The 19,087-nt window shown below is 66.3% G+C and carries 25 protein-coding genes and 1 pseudogene; 11 read left to right on the forward strand and 15 right to left on the reverse strand.

The annotated features are described in order from the left end of the window. Positions 1–25: 25 nt before the first annotated feature. Together C7I84_RS03685 and rsmI are read right to left on the reverse strand one after the other, a co-directional pair. Positions 26–403 (reverse strand): YraN family protein, encoded by a 378-nt coding sequence (locus C7I84_RS03685; RefSeq protein WP_106770808.1) that lies wholly within the window; start codon positions 401–403, stop codon positions 26–28. After that, positions 390–1,292, reverse strand: a complete 903-nt coding sequence (gene rsmI / locus C7I84_RS03690; RefSeq protein WP_106770809.1) for a 16S rRNA (cytidine(1402)-2'-O)-methyltransferase — start codon at positions 1,290–1,292, stop codon at positions 390–392. Before rsmI ends, C7I84_RS03685 begins: the two co-directional genes overlap by 14 nt. Positions 1,293–1,429: 137 nt before the next feature. On the opposite strand from rsmI, the gene C7I84_RS03695 reads away from it, so the two are divergent. Beyond that, positions 1,430–1,630 carry a hypothetical protein gene (locus C7I84_RS03695; RefSeq protein ID WP_106770810.1) on the forward strand — a complete coding sequence of 67 codons (201 nt, stop codon included), beginning with the start codon at positions 1,430–1,432 and terminating at the stop codon, positions 1,628–1,630. 58 nt (positions 1,631–1,688) lie between these two features. Here C7I84_RS03695 and C7I84_RS03700 read toward each other — a convergent pair whose 3' ends face one another. From C7I84_RS03700 to rph, 6 genes are all read right to left on the reverse strand, one after another. Next, positions 1,689–2,117 (reverse strand): EamA family transporter, encoded by a 429-nt coding sequence (locus tag C7I84_RS03700; RefSeq protein WP_106770811.1) that lies wholly within the window; start codon positions 2,115–2,117, stop codon positions 1,689–1,691. Positions 2,118–2,144: 27 nt separating this feature from the next. Beyond that, entirely contained in the window at positions 2,145–2,603 is a 459-nt protein-coding gene (locus C7I84_RS03705; protein WP_106770812.1) for a hypothetical protein, read from the reverse strand. A 457-nt stretch (positions 2,604–3,060) separates the two neighbouring features. Continuing rightward, complete coding sequence (hemW, locus tag C7I84_RS03710) at positions 3,061–4,218, reverse strand: radical SAM family heme chaperone HemW (RefSeq protein ID WP_106770813.1); 1,158 nt, start codon at positions 4,216–4,218, stop codon at positions 3,061–3,063. Positions 4,219–4,223: 5 nt separating this feature from the next. After that, complete coding sequence (gene rdgB, locus C7I84_RS03715) at positions 4,224–4,871, reverse strand: RdgB/HAM1 family non-canonical purine NTP pyrophosphatase (protein WP_106770814.1); 648 nt, start codon at positions 4,869–4,871, stop codon at positions 4,224–4,226. Then, a complete protein-coding gene (locus C7I84_RS03720) occupies positions 4,871–5,281 on the reverse strand; it encodes a VOC family protein (protein WP_106770815.1) in 411 nt (136 codons plus the stop codon). Before C7I84_RS03720 ends, rdgB begins: the two co-directional genes overlap by 1 nt. Further along, a complete protein-coding gene (gene rph / locus C7I84_RS03725; RefSeq protein ID WP_106770816.1) occupies positions 5,278–5,994 on the reverse strand; it encodes a ribonuclease PH in 717 nt (238 codons plus the stop codon). Before rph ends, C7I84_RS03720 begins: the two co-directional genes overlap by 4 nt. A gap of 330 nt (positions 5,995–6,324) precedes the next feature. Here rph and gyrB point away from each other — a divergent pair, with 330 nt between their 5' ends. Next, entirely contained in the window at positions 6,325–8,772 is a 2,448-nt protein-coding gene (gyrB, locus tag C7I84_RS03730; RefSeq protein WP_106770817.1) for a DNA topoisomerase (ATP-hydrolyzing) subunit B, read from the forward strand. Positions 8,773–8,880: 108 nt separating this feature from the next. On the opposite strand, the gene cysK is transcribed toward gyrB, so the two are convergent. Further along, entirely contained in the window at positions 8,881–9,861 is a 981-nt protein-coding gene (gene cysK / locus C7I84_RS03735; RefSeq protein ID WP_106770976.1) for a cysteine synthase A, read from the reverse strand. Between the two features lie 139 nt (positions 9,862–10,000). Here cysK and C7I84_RS03740 point away from each other — a divergent pair, with 139 nt between their 5' ends. Further along, positions 10,001–10,297, forward strand: coding sequence for a DUF3303 domain-containing protein (locus C7I84_RS03740; RefSeq protein WP_106770818.1), 297 nt, complete (start codon positions 10,001–10,003; stop codon positions 10,295–10,297). A 10-nt stretch (positions 10,298–10,307) separates the two neighbouring features. Here C7I84_RS03740 and C7I84_RS03745 read toward each other — a convergent pair whose 3' ends face one another. Then, on the reverse strand, positions 10,308–10,925 hold the full coding sequence (locus tag C7I84_RS03745) for a LysE family translocator (RefSeq protein WP_106770819.1): 618 nt from the start codon (positions 10,923–10,925) through the stop codon (positions 10,308–10,310). Between the two features lie 170 nt (positions 10,926–11,095). Here C7I84_RS03745 and C7I84_RS03750 point away from each other — a divergent pair, with 170 nt between their 5' ends. Continuing rightward, positions 11,096–11,698, forward strand: coding sequence for a cytochrome b (locus C7I84_RS03750; RefSeq protein ID WP_106770820.1), 603 nt, complete (start codon positions 11,096–11,098; stop codon positions 11,696–11,698). Continuing rightward, positions 11,691–12,284, forward strand: a complete 594-nt coding sequence (locus tag C7I84_RS03755) for a YceI family protein (RefSeq protein ID WP_165815973.1) — start codon at positions 11,691–11,693, stop codon at positions 12,282–12,284. Before C7I84_RS03750 ends, C7I84_RS03755 begins: the two co-directional genes overlap by 8 nt. Positions 12,285–12,287: 3 nt before the next feature. On the opposite strand, the gene C7I84_RS03760 is transcribed toward C7I84_RS03755, so the two are convergent. Then, positions 12,288–12,473 (reverse strand): hypothetical protein, encoded by a 186-nt coding sequence (locus C7I84_RS03760; RefSeq protein WP_106770822.1) that lies wholly within the window; start codon positions 12,471–12,473, stop codon positions 12,288–12,290. A 90-nt stretch (positions 12,474–12,563) separates the two neighbouring features. Then, positions 12,564–13,934 carry a cytochrome P450 gene (locus C7I84_RS03765; protein ID WP_106770823.1) on the reverse strand — a complete coding sequence of 457 codons (1,371 nt, stop codon included), beginning with the start codon at positions 13,932–13,934 and terminating at the stop codon, positions 12,564–12,566. Between the two features lie 116 nt (positions 13,935–14,050). Here C7I84_RS03765 and hrcA point away from each other — a divergent pair, with 116 nt between their 5' ends. Further along, positions 14,051–15,121: a heat-inducible transcriptional repressor HrcA gene (hrcA, locus tag C7I84_RS03770; RefSeq protein WP_106770824.1), complete on the forward strand. Its 1,071-nt coding sequence runs from the start codon at positions 14,051–14,053 to the stop codon at positions 15,119–15,121. Between the two features lie 74 nt (positions 15,122–15,195). Here hrcA and C7I84_RS03775 read toward each other — a convergent pair whose 3' ends face one another. Continuing rightward, positions 15,196–15,639 carry a thiol-disulfide oxidoreductase DCC family protein gene (locus C7I84_RS03775; protein WP_106770977.1) on the reverse strand — a complete coding sequence of 148 codons (444 nt, stop codon included), beginning with the start codon at positions 15,637–15,639 and terminating at the stop codon, positions 15,196–15,198. A 129-nt stretch (positions 15,640–15,768) separates the two neighbouring features. Between C7I84_RS03775 and C7I84_RS03780 the strand changes: the two genes are divergently transcribed. Further along, the gene (locus C7I84_RS03780) at positions 15,769–16,185 is read left to right on the forward strand and encodes an iron chaperone (RefSeq protein ID WP_106770825.1); all 417 of its coding nucleotides are present in this window, start codon (positions 15,769–15,771) and stop codon (positions 16,183–16,185) included. Between the two features lie 12 nt (positions 16,186–16,197). Here C7I84_RS03780 and C7I84_RS03785 read toward each other — a convergent pair whose 3' ends face one another. After that, entirely contained in the window at positions 16,198–16,395 is a 198-nt protein-coding gene (locus tag C7I84_RS03785; protein WP_106770978.1) for a hypothetical protein, read from the reverse strand. Between the two features lie 400 nt (positions 16,396–16,795). Here C7I84_RS03785 and C7I84_RS03790 point away from each other — a divergent pair, with 400 nt between their 5' ends. Next, entirely contained in the window at positions 16,796–17,302 is a 507-nt protein-coding gene (locus C7I84_RS03790; protein ID WP_106770826.1) for a YciE/YciF ferroxidase family protein, read from the forward strand. Between the two features lie 48 nt (positions 17,303–17,350). Here C7I84_RS03790 and C7I84_RS03795 read toward each other — a convergent pair whose 3' ends face one another. Then, positions 17,351–18,031, reverse strand: a complete 681-nt coding sequence (locus C7I84_RS03795) for an ArsR/SmtB family transcription factor (protein ID WP_106770827.1) — start codon at positions 18,029–18,031, stop codon at positions 17,351–17,353. Between the two features lie 71 nt (positions 18,032–18,102). Here C7I84_RS03795 and C7I84_RS29900 point away from each other — a divergent pair, with 71 nt between their 5' ends. From C7I84_RS29900 to C7I84_RS03810, 3 genes and pseudogenes are all read left to right on the forward strand, one after another. Then, on the forward strand, positions 18,103–18,321 hold the full coding sequence (locus tag C7I84_RS29900) for a DUF1127 domain-containing protein (protein WP_165815974.1): 219 nt from the start codon (positions 18,103–18,105) through the stop codon (positions 18,319–18,321). Positions 18,322–18,413: 92 nt separating this feature from the next. Then, positions 18,414–18,746: an NIPSNAP family protein gene (locus C7I84_RS03805; RefSeq protein WP_106770980.1), complete on the forward strand. Its 333-nt coding sequence runs from the start codon at positions 18,414–18,416 to the stop codon at positions 18,744–18,746. Beyond that, a pseudogene (locus C7I84_RS03810) lies at positions 18,743–19,086 on the forward strand (antibiotic biosynthesis monooxygenase family protein). Before C7I84_RS03805 ends, C7I84_RS03810 begins: the two are co-directional and overlap by 4 nt. Position 19,087 lies beyond the last annotated feature (1 nt).

Consider the following 19,087-nt stretch of genomic DNA (forward strand, 5'->3'; position numbering starts at 1 on the left):
CGCGCAAGCGGCGTTTTTTGCGAAACTAGTTCCTGCCGAAGAACACGTTTTCCACATGCACCGGCCAGCGCCACGGCAGCACCGCCACCATGTCGAAACGGATCGACAGGCGGCCGAAATCGCGCTGCCTGGAGAGCCACAGGTCGGCGGCGCCCTCGATGCGGCGCTCCGACTCGCGCGAAAGCGCATCCATGGCCTCGATCAGCGTCGGCCGCGCCTTGACCTCGACGATCAGCACGAGGTCGCCGCGCCTGGCGATCAGGTCGATCTCGCCGAGCTTGGTGCGGTAACGGCGCGCGACGATGCGGAACCCCTTCGCCATCAGCGCGAGCGCCGCCAGCCACTCGCCGCGGTGCCCGCGTCGGTAGGCCTTCAGCCGAAAGCGGGCCTCATCCCTCCGCATCCGCCCTGAGTTCCATCAGCCGGCGGTAGAGGTCGGGCTTGCGGGCGCCGGTCATGCGCGCCGCCTCGGCGGCGGCCTTGGAGGCCGGCATTTCGGCGGCGAGCGCCAGCAGCAGCCGGTCGACCTCTCCCGCATCGGCAGCTTCCCGCTCGGCGGGCGGGCCGACACACACCACGATCTCGCCTTTCGGCGTGTCGGCGGCCGCATAATTTTCCGCCAGCTCCGGCAGGCTGCCGGTACGCATCTCTTCGAACGTCTTGGTCAGCTCGCGGCCGACCGCTGCGGCGCGGTCCCCCAGCACCTCGGCCATCGCAGCCAGCGTATCGGCCAGCCTGCGCGGCGATTCGAAGAAGACCAGCGTCGCCGGGACCGCCTTCAACTCCTCCAGCCGCGTACGGCGCTGACCGTCCTTGACCGGCAGGAAACCGGCGAACAGGAAGGTGTCGGAGGGCAGGCCGGACGCCGTCAGCGCGGCCAGCACCGCCGACGGGCCGGGAATGGGGACGACGCGGACCCCCGCCTTCAGCGCCTCCCCGACCAGCCGGAAGCCCGGATCGGAGACCAGCGGCGTGCCTGCATCCGAGACCAGCGCGACGCTACTGCCGGCGGCCAGCGCCTCGAGCAGGCGCGGCCCAGCCTCGGCGGCGTTGTGCTCGTGATAGGCGGTGGTGCGCCTGCGCATGCCGTAGCGCTCGAGCAGGACGCGGGTGACCCGCGTATCCTCGCAGGCGAGCACGTCCGCAGCCGCCAGCGTCTCCAGAGCCCGCAGCGTGATGTCGCCGAGATTGCCGATCGGGGTGGCAACCAGATAGAGCGCCGGCTCCAGCGGCCGCGCCGGAATCTCGGTCTGGCCGACGACGAAGACGCGCTTGTCGAGACTGTCCTTCACGCCGGAGACTCCATTCCGGGGCCTTGTGCCATGCCGCGCCGGCAATTGGCAAAGAAACTCCTTCGCCGCCGCAATTTTGCCGAGGTGGCGGAACGAAGTCTTCCCACGCGCGTTGACGGCGGCCTGAGGAGGATGTGATGGATTCGCTGCAGATCCAGGACGCTTTTGCTCCCTACTATGCCGGCGGCAAGCAGGCGAAAACGCAGGCTGTGCGCAAGCAGGCCGACGCCGTGCCGGGCGAGAAGACGGCAATTTCCTCGGCCGACGTGAAGGCCCGGCTGGAGGCGTGCCGCGAGCGGCTTGCCCGCGCCATCGCCGCCGAGAAGAAAGGCCGCTGATCCGGTGCCGCTGCGTTTCGACGGACTGATCGGCCGGATCGAAAACGCCGCCCGTCGCTCAGGCGCGGTAGGCCAAAAGAACCGCGCCGCCGGCGATCAGAAGAACGCCAAGCCAGTTGGCAAGGGTGAGGCGCTCGCCGAGAAAGGCCGCCGCGAAGACCGCGACCAGAACGACGCTTAGCTTGTCGAGCGGCGCGACTCTGGCGGCGTCGCCGAGCTTCAGTGCGCGGAAATAGCAGAGCCACGAGGCGCCCGTCGCCAGCCCGGAAAGCACCAGGAACAGCCAGGTGCGCCCCCCTACCGTCGCCGGCGGCTGCCACTGCCCGGTGACAGCCACGATTCCGGCCACCAGCAGCAGGATGACGATGGTGCGCACCAGCGTCGCATAGTCGGGATTGACGCCGCTCACGCCGACCTTGGCGAAGATGGCGGTGAGTGCCGCGAAGACGGCCGAGAGGACCGCCCAGAACTGCCAGGAGGCTGTCATGAAGTCCTCGTCCTCGGCTTGGGGTTCTCAGGCGGCAAGCGATTTCGCGCGCTTGAGCACGGCGGCATTTGCCCGAGGTTCGCTTCTAGAAGCCTTCGCCTTCTTGTTTATCTTGTAGACAAAACCTTCGACGATATCCCCATCGTCGAAAGCCAACCCGACGATTCGCGTTGGATTTGAAGTGATCTCTGAAGTCCCGAACGAATCCGGAATTCTGTTGACGAAGTGATTGGATGTATTGACGATCCGGACCGTTCCCAGCGAGAGGGGGGATTTCATCGCAGCAAGAATCGTATCGACAAACCGAATGATGGTTGTTGGGCCATAAGTCTGCACATCAGGTGAAGCGATAAAAAGCTGCCAATCAAACGTCTCCCGCAAATTCAGCCAGCCCGCGAACGCGATCGGAATTCCTGCCCTTTCCAGCGCTTCAGTCAGTTCCCGCCCTGCAATGAAATCCGGTCCTACCAGTGGCGTCTTATCCATGGGAGCACTCCTGTTCCGCGCCATGAGACCGCATTTATCATATTTGTTGCTTCCAACTGGGTCCAAGCAAAATACCGCGAATGGACGTTCCAGGCTGCAGACAGTGGCCCAGTTTGCCCCGAAACCCCGCAGAGGCAGCCTCCTCCGCAGCGAGAACTGCCTGCAATCCGGCTAGCCTGATCAGTACCGTCAGGACATGGCCATTCCGATAGAAGTCGTCGATCAGGTTCTTCTCGGGGACATCATTTTTCCGGAACAGCGTCGCTATCTTGGCCTTCAACGCGCATTCGACCGCCAGACCGGCAAGGTGGTAAGCTACCCGTATTGGCCATTCACCAGTAGAACGGACGCGCTTCGTTCGAAGTCACGCGCACGTGCTCGCCATTCGTCCCTGGTCATTTCCCGTCCCCCTGACGAAATCTAGCGCCGGGAACGAAAGTTGCACCGCGGTACGGACCTACCGCGCCAGATCGGCCACCACGGCGTTGAGCACCACCATGCCGGCGGGCGTGACGCGCAGGCGCGAATTGCCGATCGGCGCCACCAATCCCTCGCCCTGCAGAACCGCCAGGCGTTCGCGTGACAGCTCCTGCCCGGAGAGGTGTTCGTAGCGGTCGAGTTCGATCCCCTCGGCCAGCCGCAGACCCATCAGCAAAAACTCGTCGGCTTCCTCGGAGCGGCTCAATATCTCGCCGTCGACAATGCCGTGCCCCTTCGCCTCGACCAGGTTCAGCCAGGTTTCCGGAGTCTTTTCGGTGACGGTGACGACGCGGCGGCCTTCCTCGACGAAACGGCCATGCGCGCCGGGCCCGATGCCGACATATTCGCCGTAGCGCCAGTAGACGAGGTTGTGCCGGCTCTCGGCACCGGGCCGCGCGTGGTTGGAGATCTCGTAGGCCGGCAGGCCGCGCGCTGCGGTCACCGCCTGCGTCAGGTCGTAGAGGTCGGCGGCATGGTCGCCGTCCGGAACGGCGATCTTGCCTGCCGCATGCAGCGCATGGAAGCGCGTGCCTTCCTCGATGGTGAGCTGGTAGAGAGAGAGGTGGTCGGCCGCATAGCCGATCGCCTGTTCGAGCTCCGCCTCCCAGGCGGCGAGCGTCTGTCCCGGCCGGGCATAGATCAGGTCGAAGGAGAGCCTCGGAAAGATGTCGCGGGCCAGTCCGATCGCCTTCAGCGCCTCCTCGACATCATGCAGCCGGCCGAGGAAGCGCAGGTCGGCGTCGTTCAGCGCCTGCACGCCGAGCGACACGCGGTTGACGCCGGTGGCGCGGTAACCGCGGAAGCGTTCCGCCTCGACCGAGGAGGGATTGGCCTCGAGCGTGATCTCGATGCCGTCCGGCACGCTCCAGTGCCTTGCCACCGCTTCCAGCACGGCGCCAACCGTTTCCGGCCGCATCAGCGACGGCGTGCCACCGCCGAGGAAGATGCTGGTGACGGTGCGCGAACCGGTGCGGGCGCGCATCGCCGCCATCTCGCGCTCGAACGCCGCTGCGAAGCGCGGCTGGTCGACCGGCTGGTGGCGGACATGGCTGTTGAAGTCGCAATAAGGGCATTTGGCCGCGCAGAAGGGCCAATGGACGTAGACGCCGAAACCGGGCTCTCCAGCGAGCGGCATACCGGTCAGGCCGATCCCAGCATGGCACGGGCGAACTTCTGGAAGGCGCGCGCCCGGTGCGACAGGGCTTCGGCCTGCCCCGGCTTCCAGCCGTGCTTTTGTTCAGCGCTCATCTCGCCGAAAGTGAGATCATGGCCGTCCGGCATGAACACCGGGTCGTAGCCGAATCCCTTGTCGCCGCGCGGTGGCCAGACGAGATGGCCCGCCGCCTCGCCGCGGAAATATTCGGCGTGGCCGTCCGGCCAGGCGATGCAGATCACCGCGACGAAGCGGCCGGTGCGCTGCGCCGGCTCGACCGCGCCGACCTCCTGCATGGCGACCTCGGCGCGCTGCATGGCGATGCCGAAGTCGCGGCCGCCTTCCGGCGTCTCGGCCCAGTTGGCGGTATAGACCCCTGGCTGGCCGCCGAGCGCGTCGATGCACAGACCGGAATCGTCCGACAGTGCCGGCAGACCGGTCGCCTTGGCCGCCGCGAAGGCTTTTATGTAGGCGTTTTCCTCGAAGGTGGTGCCGGTCTCGTCCGGCTCGGGCAGGCCGTACTCCTTGGCCGATTTCGCCTCGATGCCGAAAGGTCCCATCAGGTCGGCGAACTCGCGCAGCTTGCCACCGTTGTGGCTGGCGACCACGAGCTTTCTTTCCGTGAGCTGGCGCATCACAGCCCCCATATCTTCGGTTCGGCGAATTCCAGCGAATTGCCGGACGGATCGCGAAAATAGATCGATCGGCCGCCGCTCGGCCATTCGAACTCGGTCTCGACCGCGACGCCGCGGCCTTCGAGATGCCGCTTCCAGCGGTCGATCTCGTCGCCGGCCGCTGCAAAGCAGAGATGGCCCTCTCCGACGGTGCCATGCGGCGGCACCGGCAGCTTGGCGTCCGGCGCGGGCGGCACCTTCGTCGCCTCGGCGACGAACAGAAGCAGCACGCCGGTACCGCAGCGGAAGAACACATGCCTGTCCTCGACCTTGGCGATCACCGGCAGGCCGAGCACGCCGCCATAGAAGGCCTCCGCCGCCTCGAGGTCGGTGACGTAGAGCGCCGATTCGAGGATTGCCGAGGGGGTCATGAGACCGCCATCTGCTGCAGGCTCACCAGCCGGGAAATGCCCTTGCGGGCGAGCGCCATCAGCGCCGAAAACTCCTCCTCGCTGAAGGGAACGCCTTCGGCCGTGCCCTGGATCTCGACGATGCCGCCCTTGCCGGTCATGACGAAATTGGCGTCGGTGCCGGCGGAGGAATCCTCGAGATAGTCGAGGTCGAGCACCGGCTGGCCCTCGTAAATGCCGCAGGAGATGGCGGCGACGTGGTCCCTGAGCACCTTGGAGACGGTGGTCATCTGGCGCGCCTCCATCCAGCGCAGGCAGTCGTAGAGCGCCACCCAGCCGCCGGTGATGGAGGCGGTGCGCGTGCCGCCGTCGGCCTGCAGCACGTCGCAGTCGACGGTGATCTGCATCTCGCCCAGCGCCTGCAGGTCGACGACGGCGCGCAGGCTGCGGCCGATCAGCCGCTGGATCTCCAGCGTGCGGCCGCCCTGCTTGCCGGTCGAGGCCTCGCGGCGGGTGCGGTCGCCGGTGGCGCGCGGCAGCATCCCGTATTCGGCCGTCACCCAGCCGCGGCCGCTGTTGCGCATCCAGCCGGGCACCTTCTCCTCGAGGCTCGCCGTGCACAAGACATGAGTGTCGCCGAACTTGACCAGGCACGAGCCCTCGGCATGCTTGGAGACGTTGCGCTCGAAGGAGATCGGACGCATTTCGTCGAACTGTCGCTTGGACGAGCGCATCGGGACTCCTGGAACTCACGGATTCGTTCGCGGCTTGTACCGCCGCCTGCGCCGCCGCGCAAAGCATTTCCCCGGATATCCCTGCCCCCGGCCGGCCATGAGCCATGACCGCGCCGCAGTGGCATGGGCAGATGCCCGCTCCGCATGGTCGGCCCGTCGGGATGGCCAAAACTCGACAACGCGCGAAAATGACGGTACTCCGGCGCCGGTTTTCCACCTGACGGCGGATTTGGAAAAAGGGCCACGAACGCCTATATCTAACTCATCTCTGCGGCACGCGAATCGGGTGATTGTCCGCGCCTTCCGAAGACATAGACACGAAAGCTCTTCATGAACGACGAGACCGAGAACGGCAACGGCGGCGCCGCCGAGTACGGGGCGGATTCCATCAAGGTCCTGAAGGGCCTGGACGCTGTGCGCAAGCGGCCGGGCATGTATATCGGCGATACCGACGACGGCTCGGGCCTGCACCACATGGTCTACGAGGTGGTGGACAACGCGATCGACGAGGCGCTGGCCGGCCACGCCACGCTCGTGACTGTCACGCTCAATCCCGACGGCTCCTGCACCGTCACCGACAACGGCCGCGGCATCCCGACCGACCTGCATCCCTCGGAAGGCGTCTCGGCGGCCGAGGTGATCATGACGCAGCTTCATGCCGGCGGGAAGTTCGACCAGAACTCCTACAAGGTGTCGGGCGGCCTGCATGGCGTCGGCGTCTCGGTGGTCAACGCGCTGTCGGTGTGGCTCAGGCTCAAGATACGCCGCAAGGGCGAGATCCACGAGATGAGCTTCACCCACGGTGTGCCCGACGCGCCGCTGGCGGTCACTGGCGGGGCCGGCGCCGAGACCGGCACGGAAGTGACCTTCCTGCCCTCGACCGGAACCTTCTCCATGGTCGAGTTCGACTACGGCACGCTGGAGCACCGGCTGCGCGAGCTCGCCTTCCTGAACTCCGGCGTACGCATCGTGCTGACCGACCGCCGCCACGCCGACGTCAAGCAGATCGAGCTGCGCTACGAAGGCGGCCTCGAAGAGTTCGTCAAATATCTCGACCGCGCCAAGAAGCCGCTGATCGCCTCGCCGATCGCCATCCGCGCCGAGCGCGACGGCATCGCCGTCGAGGTCGCCATGTGGTGGAACGACAGCTACCACGAGAACGTGCTGGCCTTCACCAACAACATTCCGCAGCGCGACGGCGGCACCCATCTCGCGGGCTTCCGCGGCGCGCTGACCAGGCAGGTGACCGGCTACGCGGAAGGTTCCGGTATCGCCAAGAAGGAGAAGGTCTCGCTCACCGGCGACGACTGCCGTGAGGGTCTGACTGCGGTGCTCTCGGTGAAGGTGCCCGACCCGAAATTCTCCTCGCAGACCAAGGACAAGCTGGTTTCGTCCGAAGTCCGCCCGGTGGTCGAGAGCCTGGTTAACGAGGCGCTCGGCACGTGGCTGGAGGAGCATCCTTCCGAAGCGAAGGTGCTGGTCGGAAAAGTGGTCGAGGCGGCCGCCGCGCGCGAGGCGGCGCGCAAGGCGCGCGAGCTGACGCGCCGCAAGGGCGTCCTCGACATCACCTCGCTTCCCGGCAAGCTGGCCGACTGCCAGGAGCGCGACCCGGCCAAGTCGGAAATCTTCATCGTCGAGGGCGACTCGGCCGGCGGCTCGGCCAAGAGCGGCCGCTCGCGCCAGAACCAGGCGATCCTGCCGCTGCGCGGAAAAATCCTCAACGTCGAGCGGGCGCGTTTCGACCGCATGCTGTCCTCCGACATGATCGGCACGCTGATCACCGCGCTCGGCACCTCGATCGGCAAGGACGAGTTCAACGCCGACAAGCTGCGCTACCACAAGATCATCATCATGACGGACGCCGACGTCGACGGCGCCCATATCCGCACGCTGCTGCTCACCTTCTTCTTCCGGCAGATGCCGGAGCTGATCGAGCGCGGCCACCTCTACATAGCGCAGCCGCCGCTCTACAAGGTGACGCGCGGCAAGAGCTCGCAATACCTCAAGGACGAGAGCGCCTATGAGGAATTTCTGGTCCAGTCAGGCATCGAAGAGGCCTCGCTGACGCTGTCGTCCGGTGAGGTCCGTACCGGCGGCGACCTGCGCGCCGTCATCGACGACGCGCTTGCCGTACGCGGTCTGATCAACGGCCTGCACACGCGCTACAGCCGCCCGGTGGTCGAGCAGGCGGCGATCGCCGGTGCGCTGAAGCCCGAGATATTCGACGACCTCGGCCGTGCCGCTGCCGTGGCGGACGCCGTGGCGGCTCGTCTCGACGCCGTCGCCGAGGATATCGAGCGCGGCTGGACAGGCCGCATCTCCACCGCCAATGACGGCTCCGGCGGCTATGTGTTCGAGCGCATGCTGCGCGGCGTCAAGGATGCGGTGACGCTCGACATGGCGCTGATCAACTCGGCCGACGCGCGGGCGCTCGACCGCCATGCCGGCCGTCTCGGCGAGGTCTATGCCGCCCCGCCGGTACTGCGCCGCAAGGAGACGTCGGAGACGATTTCCGGGCCGCTGTCGCTGCTCGACGCCGTGTTCAGCTCCGGCCGCAAGGGCCTCACAATGCAGCGCTACAAAGGTCTCGGCGAAATGAATGCCGAGCAGTTGTGGGAGACCACGCTCGACCCAAACGTGCGGTCGCTGCTCCGGGTTCAGGTCCCCGACGCCACCGACGCCGACTCGCTGTTCTCGCGCCTGATGGGCGACGAGGTCGAGCCGCGCCGCGAATTCATCCAGGACAACGCGCTTTCGGTGGCGAATCTGGACGTCTGACGTCCTTCCGCGATGCCAACCGTGAGAAGCCCGGCGGCGCCGGGCTTCTGGGCGGTTCTGAAGCGACCGCCGTCGCCTGCTCTCTTGGTGTCCCCGTCAGGGGCGGGTTTATCCCGCCAGCCCTTCGAACAGGATCGTCGACAGATAGCGCTCGGCGAAGGAGGGGATGATCACGACGATATTCTTGCCGGCATTCTCCGGACGCGAGCCGACCACGACCGCCGCTTGCAGGGCCGCTCCCGAGGAGATGCCGACCGGCACGCCTTCCAGTTTTGCAACCAGCCGCGCATTGGCGACCGCATCGTCGTTGGAGACGGTGACGATCTCGTCATAGATCGACGTGTCGAGGATTTTCGGCGCGAAGCCGGCGCCGATGCCCTGAATCTTGTGCGGCCCCGGCTGGCCGCCCGAAAGCACCGGCGAGGCCTCCGGCTCGACCGCCACCACATGCAGCGACGGCTTGCGCTGCTTGATAACCTGGCCGACGCCGGTGATGGTGCCGCCGGTGCCGATGCCGGAAATGAGGATGTCGACGCCGCCCTGCGTGTCGTTCCAGATCTCCTCGGCCGTCGTCGTGCGGTGGATCTCCGGATTGGCCGGGTTCTCGAACTGCTGCGGGATGACTGCGTCGGGCAGCGTGGCGGCCAGTTCGTCGGCCTTGGCGATGGCGCCCTTCATGCCCTTGGGGCCTTCGGTCAGCACCAGCTCGGCGCCGAGCAGCGCCAGCATCTTGCGGCGCTCCAGCGACATCGTCTCCGGCATGGTGAGGATCAGCTTGTAGCCCTTGGCGGCGGCTGCGAAGGCGAGGGCGATGCCGGTATTGCCCGAGGTCGGCTCGATCAGCGTGGTCCTGCCGGGGGTGATGCGGCCTTCTGCCTCCAGCGCCTCGATCATGGCGACGCCGATGCGGTCCTTGACGCTGGCGATGGGGTTGAAGAACTCCAGCTTGGCGAGAAGATTGGCGCCGACGCCCTTCTCCCTGGCGAATTTGTCGAGGCGGACCAGCGGAGTGTCGCCGATCGTCTCGGTGATGGAGTTGAAGATGCGCCCGCGGCCGGGGACATGCGTGGAGGTGGTCGGCTGGCTCATCATCGAGGTCCTGATTGCTTTTGGCGGGGAAGATAGCCGAGATTGGACCGTGTGCCGAGACCCGCGACCGGAACAAAACGGCTGCGGCAACCGGCTTCGGCGCAAAGCTCTTCGGCGGCAGGGACGAAAGCGAGAACGAATGCTCTTCATGGTTATCGAGCGCTTCGACAACAACGACATGGTTCCGGTCTACGAGCGCTTTCGCGAGAGCGAGCGCGGCCTTCCCGACGGCCTGGAGTTCGTCGACAGTTGGGTCGAAGCCAATTTCGCGCGTTGCTTCCAACTCATGCGATGCGACGATCCGAAGCTGTTTCAGCAGTGGATTCTGCACTGGCGCGGAACGGGCGTGACCATGGAGATCGTGCCGGTCGTCTCCAGCGCCGACACCAGGTCGGTGGTCACGTCCTTCATCGAAGCCGGGCCGGCCTCGGGTTGACCGGGCCGGCCTACTGCCGCGCCGCGATCGCCAGCGCCGCACCCGCCATGAAGCCGGCGGCTGTGCGGTTCAGCGCTTTCAGCGCCCGCGGCGTGCGCAGCAGCCAGCGCGCCTGCGCGGCCAGCGCCAGATAAGGCACCAGCACAACTAGCAGCACGACGACGGTCAGCGCTGCCAGGATGCCATAGTCGGCTATCGTGATCGTCTTCAGGTCGAGCAGGGTCGGCGTAATGGCGAGATAGAAGACCATGGTCTTCGGATTGCCGAGGGTGACTGCCAGCCCGGCCAGGAAAGCGCCGACCGCGCCGCCTTCGCCCTTGCGCGCTTCCACCTTCTCTGCCGTGATGCCGCTCGTCCAGAAGGTCCAGGCCAGCCAGGCGAGGTAGGCGATGCCCAGCCACTTGATGACGAGGAACACCGCGCCGAAGGTTTGCGCGACGAGGGCTAGGCCGAGCACGACAGCGGTCAGGTAGACTAGGTCGCCGACGACCAGGCCGAGCGACATGATCAGCGACGAGCGGAAGCCCGAGCCGAGCGCGCGGGCGACCAGTGCTGTGATGCCCGGCCCCGGGATGGCGGCCGCGAGCGCCAGCGCGCCGCTATAGGCGATGAAACCGGCAAGGGTCATGTCCAACTCCAAACCCGCTTTCGCGGTGAGCCGCGGCTTATGCCACAGCCGGGCCACCGGCGGAAAGAGGGCAGGGGCGTCCGGTCTGCGGGCCAGTTTACCCTCGACCGCCGGAAGAACCAGGTCGGCGGAACCGTTAGCATCAACGAAGCCAGCCGCCCCTCGGACATATGCGCCACGACAGGAAAGAAACGTTCGGGACCATTGCCGTGCTGCTGCACTGGACGATCGCACTGCTGTTCCTCGGCCAGTTCGCGCTTGGGCTGTCTATGACCAAGGTGAAGGGCATGGCGCTGCAGTTCGAGCTGATACAGTGGCACAAGTCCTTCGGTTTTCTGATCCTCGGGTTGGCCGTGCTGCGCTTGGGTTGGCATCTGGGAGCCGGCAGGCCACGGCCGTCGCCGGCCCTGTCGCCGGTCGAAAGAGCGTCGGCGGCGATCGTGCAGGCTCTGTTGCTTGCCGCCACGGTCGCCGTCCCGCTCGCCGGCTGGGCATTGGCCTCCACGTCGACGCTGGGCATCCCCACGCTTGCCTTCAAGCTGGTGCTGATCCCGCACCTGCCGCTCGTGCCGTCCGAGCAGGCCGAGGCGTTCTGGCGGCAGATGCACGGCTTTCTCGCCTGGGCGACCATTCTGCTCGCGGCGGCGCATGCAGGCGCCGCGCTCAGGCACCACCTTTTGCTGCGCGACGACGTGCTTGCGCGAATGCTGCCGATCCTTTCGCCGCGCAGGCTGGCCGGTCGGCAAACCACGACGGAGAGCGATGATGCGTGACCTGTTTCGAGTTCGTCCCGCGGCCGCCATCTGGCCCGTCCTGGCCTCGCTGGCGGCCTGGGCCCCTCCGGCCTCCGCCGACGCCCTTTCCGAGGCAGCCGGCCGCTATCGCATCGACAAGACCTCGTCGATCCGCTTCAGCGTCGACCAGGCGGGCGGCGGCGGCATCAGGGGCAGCTTCGGCGCTTATAGCGGCGCCTTTCGCATCGATGGGCAGGACATAGCGAAGTCGAGCGTGACGATCACGCTCTATCCCAAAAGCGTGCATGCCAATGAGGCGCGCATGGAGAACTTTCTGCGCTCGGACGCCGTCTTCGACGTGGCGAACCATCCGGAAATTACGTTCCGCTCGACCGCGGTGAAGCGCATCGGCGAGGATGCGGCGCGGATCGACGGCGTGCTGACGGCGAGGGGAAAAGCGCGCAAGGCTCAGTTCGACGCGACGCTGCGCCGGCTGAGTGGCGGCTCGATCTCCTTCCACGTCACCGGGTCGATCTACCGCTCGCCCTACGGCATGGATGTCGGCACGCCGATCTATTCCAACGTCGTGCAGTTCGACATGGTGCTCAACGGCACGCGGCGGTAGGCCTCAATATCCCGCCTCGTCCAGCCGCCGCTCCAGATCCACCAGATCCTGCGGCAGCGGCATGCCGAGCGCGCGGTACTCGGTGAGCTTTTCGCGCACCTGCTCGTGCACCTCGTAGGCGTCCTCGGGCTGGTTCACCATCTGCTGCATCAGCAGCGCGATCTGGGCCTTGAGCTGTTCGAGAGCCATTGCGCCGTCCCCTGGAGAGCTCATCGACGATAGCACAGCTGCGCCGCGTTGGCGCATCCAAATCGATGCCGATGCGCCTGCGGTCGCGCCTCAGCGCTGCGTCACCCGCATCGGTAGCCCGCCCTGCGGCTGCGTCGTCAGCTTCTGCACCGGCCAGGGCTTCGTCTCGGCGACGCTGTCGAAGCGGAAGCGCGACAGGAGCACCGCGAGCGCGATCACCGCCTCCTGCATGGCGAAGGCCGCGCCGATGCAGATGCGCGGACCGGCGCCGAAAGGCAGGTACTGGAAGCGGTCGATCTTTTCGCGGTTGTCCGGATGGAAGCGCGAGGGCAGGAAGGCGTTGGGGTCGTCCCACAGCTTGCGGTGGCGGTGCACAACCCAGGGCATGACCAGCACCTGCGCGCGCGCCGGGATCTTCAGCGTCTTGTAGGTTTCGGGCTCGATCGGCTCGCGGTTGATCGACGGCGCCGGCGGATAGAGCCGCATCGTCTCCTCGAAGGCCGCCCGCGTCAGCGGCATACGCTCAAGCCATTTCGTCGGGTCGGGCTCGCTCTCCAGCACCGCGTCGATCTCGGCCTCGATCGGCGCCCGCTCCCACGGCGCCTCGGCAAGACAGTAGATCGTCCAGCCGAGTGCCCTCGCCGTCGTCTCGTGGCCGGCGCCGATGAAGGTGATGATGTTGTCCTCGACCTCCTGGCGGGTCAGGCCGTCCTTGCCTTCGGCGCGCAGGAGCAGCGTCAAAAAATCCTCGGGCACGTCGTTCGGGTTCTTCTGCATGCGCTCGATGCGCATTGCCACCGTGTCGGTGACGATCTTGCGGAAATAGGCCATGACGCGGCGGCCGCGGATATGGGTGAAGCGCGGCAGCCAGTCCGGCGCGCGCAGGATGTCGAGCGGGTCGACCCGCCCCATCGTCTCGAACAGATGCTCGATGTGGTTGCCGAAACTGCCGGGCTCGCCGGCGATCTCGTCGGAGAACAGCGTCTCGGCCATGATGTCGAAGGTGAGCATCGTCATGTCCTGGGAGACGTCGACGGTGCCGTCCTCCTGCTCGTAGCGCTCGGCGAAGGCCAGCGTACGCCGCAGCATCGGTTGCGCGAAACCGAAGATATGGCGCGGCGTGAACACCGGCGCCATCGCCTTGCGCGAGCGCTTCCACACCTGGCCTTCCGCCGTCAGCAGGCCGTCGCGCAGGATCGGCCGCAGCACCTTCTGGCGTACGGTGGCGAGCTTGTAGTTCTTCGCGTTGTCAACCAGCACGTGGCGGATCAGGCCGGGGTCATTGGCGATCACCAGAGGGCCGCCGACGCCGTTCACGACGATCCACGGCTCGTTGTAGGAGGGCTCGCCCCACAGCTCCAGCGGGTTGCGGTAGATGATGCGGATCATCTCCAGCATGGAAGGCGGCCGCGTGCGCGGCGTCGGCGCGGGCGGTCGGAACGGTGTGGGCGCGGTGTCCATGACAGCCGGAAGGTAGTGCCGCCGGGCCCTTGCGTCCATGCGGTGGATCGCCCTTCACTTGGAATTGTGTTCGCGGGCGTGCCGACTATATGCTCTGTCATGGAGTAGCCGACGCCATGAACAAGCCTGTTGCCGATCCGACGCTGCAATCGCTCGACGCGCGCTCGCGCGACATTTTCCGGCGCATTGTCGATTCCTATCTGCTCGACGGCGAGCCGCTCGGCTCGCGCAGCCTGTCACGCATGCTGCCGGCGACGCTGTCGCCCGCCACCGTGCGCAACGTCATGAGCGACCTCGAACAGCTCGGCCTGATCTATGCGCCGCATATTTCGGCTGGCCGGCTGCCGACCCAGAAGGGACTGCGCTTCTTCGTCGACGCGTTCCTCGAGCTTGGCGACCTCACCGAGGACGAGCGGCGGTCGATCGATTCGCAGATCAAGGCGTCGGGCGAAGGGATGTCGATCGAGCAGATGCTGACCGATGCAAGCCAGATGCTGTCCGGCGTTTCGCGCGGCGCCGGCCTGGTGCTGACGGCCAAGCACGAGACGCCGCTGAAGCATATCGAGTTCATTCAGCTCGAGCCGGAGCGGGCGCTGGCCATCATGGTGTCGCAGAACGGCGACGTCGAGAACCGCGTTGTCGACCTGCCCCCCGGCGTCACGATCTCGCAGCTCCAGGAGGCGACCAACTTCCTCAACGCCCATATCCGCGGGCGCACGCTGGGCGAGGCGCGCGCCGATATCGAGCGCATCAAGCAGGAGACGCGGGCCGCGCTCGACACGCTGTCGCAGCAGCTGGTGGAGAAGGGGCTGGCGGTCTGGGCGGGCGCCGAGAGCGGCCTGCCGGCGCGTCTCATCGTGCGCGGCCGCGCCAACCTGCTCGAAAGCGTGACCGCGCAGGCCGACCTCGACCTGCTCAAGCACCTGTTCGACGACCTCGAGACGCAGGACGGCATGATCCAGCTGCTCGATCTTGCCGAGGCCGGATCGGGCGTGCGCATCTTCATCGGCTCGGAGAACAAGCTGTTCTCGCTGTCCGGCTCGTCGCTGGTGGTGGCGCCCTACCGCGACAAGGACGCGCGCGTTGTCGGTGCGCTCGGCGTCATCGGCCCGACGCGGCTCAACTATGCGCGCATCGTGCCGATGGTCGACTACACCGCGCAGCTCATCTCGCGCATGCTGCGGTAGGCTTCAGTTCAGCCGGCTTCGTTCGAGTGCCTCGATCCGCCCCGCATAAATCAGGGCGAGGCAGCGCACCGATCTCAACCGATCAGTCGGCTTCGCAGCCCGGGCGAGGGGACGTCGCAGCTCTCCTTCCGGCCGAACAGGGCGTAGCGGTTCGCCGCGATCCGCGCATAGAGCCAGTCGCGTGAGCGGCGCGGCAGCAGATTCAGCGCCGTGGCCGCCCTCCACGGCCAGCCGAGCTCGCGCATGACGGCGACGAGGCTGTCCATGCGCAAGTAGCCGGCGCCGCCGATCAGCACGAGATTGGTTTCATAGACGTCCGTCGGCAGGCCGAAGTGCCGGAACAGGCTTTCGCCGAGCGGCGATTGTGCGGTGGCGAAGCGGAAGCGCTGCGAGCGATCCAACCGCGCCACCAGGCGGGCGAAGCCCGAACAGAGCACGCAGGCGGCATCGAAGACGATCAGCGGCCGACCGCCGAGTTCCGCCGGCAGGATGTTCGCCAGTTTTTCGTATTCGGGCATTTCGGCCCCCTGCTTCGTCATCAACGTAGTGGTGGCCGCGCCTTGCGCAAGCGGCGTCGGCGTCGCAGCCTTGCGGGGATTCGCATTGATCGTAGGCAGGCGATCATCTCTCAGGCTCGGGAGGAACGAATGGCGAAGACCGACTTCAAGTCCGTGGACGACTATCTGGCGTCGCAGCCTGAATCCGCAAAGACCGTGCTGGCGCGCGTACGGGCAGCCATTTGCAAGGCCTTGCCGGCGGCCGAGGAGGTGATCTCGTATCAGATCCCGGTCTACAAGGTGGAAGGCCGGAGCGTGATCTACTTCTCGGGCTGGAAGAAGCACTATTCGCTCTATCCGGCGACGGAAGCGCTGGTCGCGGCTTTCAGGAACGAACTGACGCCGTATGAGGTGGAGAAGGGGACGATGCGCTTTCCGCTGGCGGAGCCGGTCCCCGAGGCGCTGATCGGAAGGATCGCCACGTTTCGGGCGAAAGAAACGGCCGAAGCCGATAGGGCCAAGGCCACCGCGCCGAAGATAGCGAGGAGGCCGGTGGCCGGCAGCTAGCTTGGCCAGTCGTCAGCCGATCGAGCCCTGCCGGCGCATTCCGGCCGAGCGCTCACGAAACGAAGCGGGCGAGTGCAACGTCTCGACGCCACGGCGTCGGGCACAGGCGGGGCCCGGGCCGCGCATGTAGTGCCGCTCCGGCCGATAGGTCGGCGCGATGAATTCGCGAACCGCGAAGGCGCACGTCGTCAGGCGTGTCCAGATAGCCATTTTCGTCGATCCCTGTCCCTCGGATGTCCCGTCCGATTGATCCGGCATGTTAGCCGGCGATCGTGAATCCTCCGTGAATGACATGTTAACGTCCGCCCGAAAATCAGTTGCTTCATGGTCGAAATGCGGTTTTGGCGAGGTATTTTGTTGCCGAATGCCCGCTTTTGCCCTGATGTGACTTTCACACCACATCGGTTTCGCAACGATGACGCCGATCCCTGCTTTGGTTTCGGGTCCCGTTACGGAAGCCCCGCCGCCGGCGGGAAGAAATCCGGCGGGCACGGAACCCCCATGCCCGCCGGGCGTTGGCAAGGCAGCCGGGCGACCGGCTAGGCCAGGTGCAGCGAGGGCACCTCCCTGACCGCTTCAGCAGCAATCAGAACAGGAAAGGGACAGAGCCATGGGCTTTTTCTCGAAAGACATCGCTTCGCTCGACGACCTCTTCGTGCATACCCTGCGCGACATCTACTACGCCGAGAAGGAAATCGAGAAAGCGTTGCCTAAGATGATCGACAAGGCGACCAATCCGCGATTGAAGGCCGGCTTCGAGCAGCATCTCGCCGAGACGAGGGGGCAGATCGCCCGCGTCGAGGAGGTGTTCGAGATGCACGGTGTCAAGGCCAAGGAAGTGAACTGCCCGGCGATCGACGGTATCCTGGAGGAGGCCGACGAGGTGGCAGCCGACGTTGCCGACAAGAAGGTGCTCGACGCCGCCCTGATCGCCGCCGCGCAGGCCGTCGAGCACTACGAGATCACCCGCTACGGCACGCTGATCGCCTGGGCGAAGGAACTCGGCCGTTCCGACTGCGCCTCGGTATTGGCGAAGAACCTCAAGGAAGAGGAAGCCACGGACAAGAAGCTCACGCAGATGGCTGAGAGCGGCGTGAACCTGCAGGCCGCCGAATAGGTCTGCCGAACAAGCTTCGCGGGCCGGCGCCGGGAGGCGCCGGCCTTTTTACGCCAGAAACGTTCTCTCGAAAGCCCGGCGTCCCGGCGGCGTGAAGCGGATGGCACGGCTCTGAGCGTCCCGCCGCGCCCATTTCTGTTCGAGAATGCGGTCGAGGATGGCGGCGCCGAGCGAACCGGCAAGGTGAGAACGCCGCACGCTCCAGTCGAGGCAGGCCCGGCAGACCGGCCGGCGCTTGCCGGGCAGGGTGGAGAGGTCGATCCCCGCGGCCGCAAAGAAGGACGGGCCCGCCTTGCCCATGACGACGCCATCCTTTCCCTGATCGAGAATGCCGCGCGTGAAAAAGCCGTCCAGCATGGCGACGGCGTGCTCTCCCGCCAGATGATCGTAGCAGACGCGCGCCTCGCGCATCGAGGCATCGCGCGGACCGGGGCGGGCGCGTTTCGGCCCTGCCGTCTCGGCAACGCCCATGATGGCTTCCAGCATGGCGGCCACCTGCGGGCCGGCGAGGCGGAAATAGCGGTGGCGGCCCTGGCTCGACTGCGAGAGCAACCCGCCGTCGCCGAGTTTCGCCAGATGCGAGCTCGCCGTCGGCAGGCCGACGCCGGCCTCCAGCGCCAGCTCGCTGGCCGTCAGGGCACCGCCGTCCATAAGCGCGCTCAGCATGTTGGCCCGTGCCGGATCGCCGACCAGGCTGGCAATTCTGGCTATGTCAGGCCCTTCACGCATGGTTTGATCCTAGTCGAAGCATCTTCGTCAGGCAATCGCTAGTCTGAAGGCATCGCAGACTGGAGACGACGATGCCGACACATCCTGCCACTTCCTTTGCCAACCCCGCGGCCGGCCCCTTCCGCGGCCCGATCTGCTCGGCCGTCGCGATGCTTGCTGCTTGGTACGACCGCTATTGTCAGCGCCGCGACCTCGCCGAGCTTGACGACCGCCTGCTCGCCGACATCGGCATGAGCCGCAAGCAGGCGCTGACCGAAAGCGCGGTTCCCTTCTGGCGCACCAAGCGCTGAGCGGAACGGGAGGCTAACATGTTGGCCTGCCTGACAGTTCGATGCCGGTCGAAGTGCCGGCACAGCAGTTTTCCCAAAAAAAGAGGGCTTCCATGGCCATCACCTGTTTCATCCGCTACGAGATCGACCCGTTCAAGAAGGAGGCGTTCGAGCAGTATGCCCGCGACTGGGGGCAGGCGATCCCGCGCTGCGGCGCTGATCTCATCGGCTACTTCACGCCGCATGAGGGTTCGGCCACGACCGCCTACGGTGTCTACACTGTCGAAAGCCTCGCCGCCTATGAGGCCTATCGCGTCCGTCTGGCGGCCGATCCGTTGGGCCGGGAGAACTATGAGTTCGCCCGCCGGGAGCGCTTCATCCTGCGTGAGGACCGCATCTTCCTGAAGCTCGCTTCGGCGCCGCACGGCAAAAGGCTGGAGCCATGATCGCGGTCATCTTCGAAGTCGAGCCGAGCGCCGGCCGTCGCGACGCTTATCTCGACCTTGCCGCCGATCTCAAGCCGGCTCTGCAGGGGATCGACGGGTTCATCTCGGTCGAACGTTTCGAGAGCCTTGCCACACCGGGAAGCTGCTGTCGCTTTCCTTCTGGCGCGACGAGGAGGCGGTGAAGGCCTGGCGCAACACGGACCGCCATCGCCTCGCGCAGGCTGCCGGGCGCGGCGGTGTCTTCGCGAATTACCGGCTGCGTATTGCCCATGTGCTGCGCGACTACGGCCTCGACGACCGTGCCGAGGCGCCGGCCGACAGCCGGCAGGCTCATGGATAGT

The organism is Kumtagia ephedrae, from assembly GCF_003012745.1.
GTDB lineage: Bacteria > Pseudomonadota > Alphaproteobacteria > Rhizobiales > Rhizobiaceae > Kumtagia > Kumtagia ephedrae.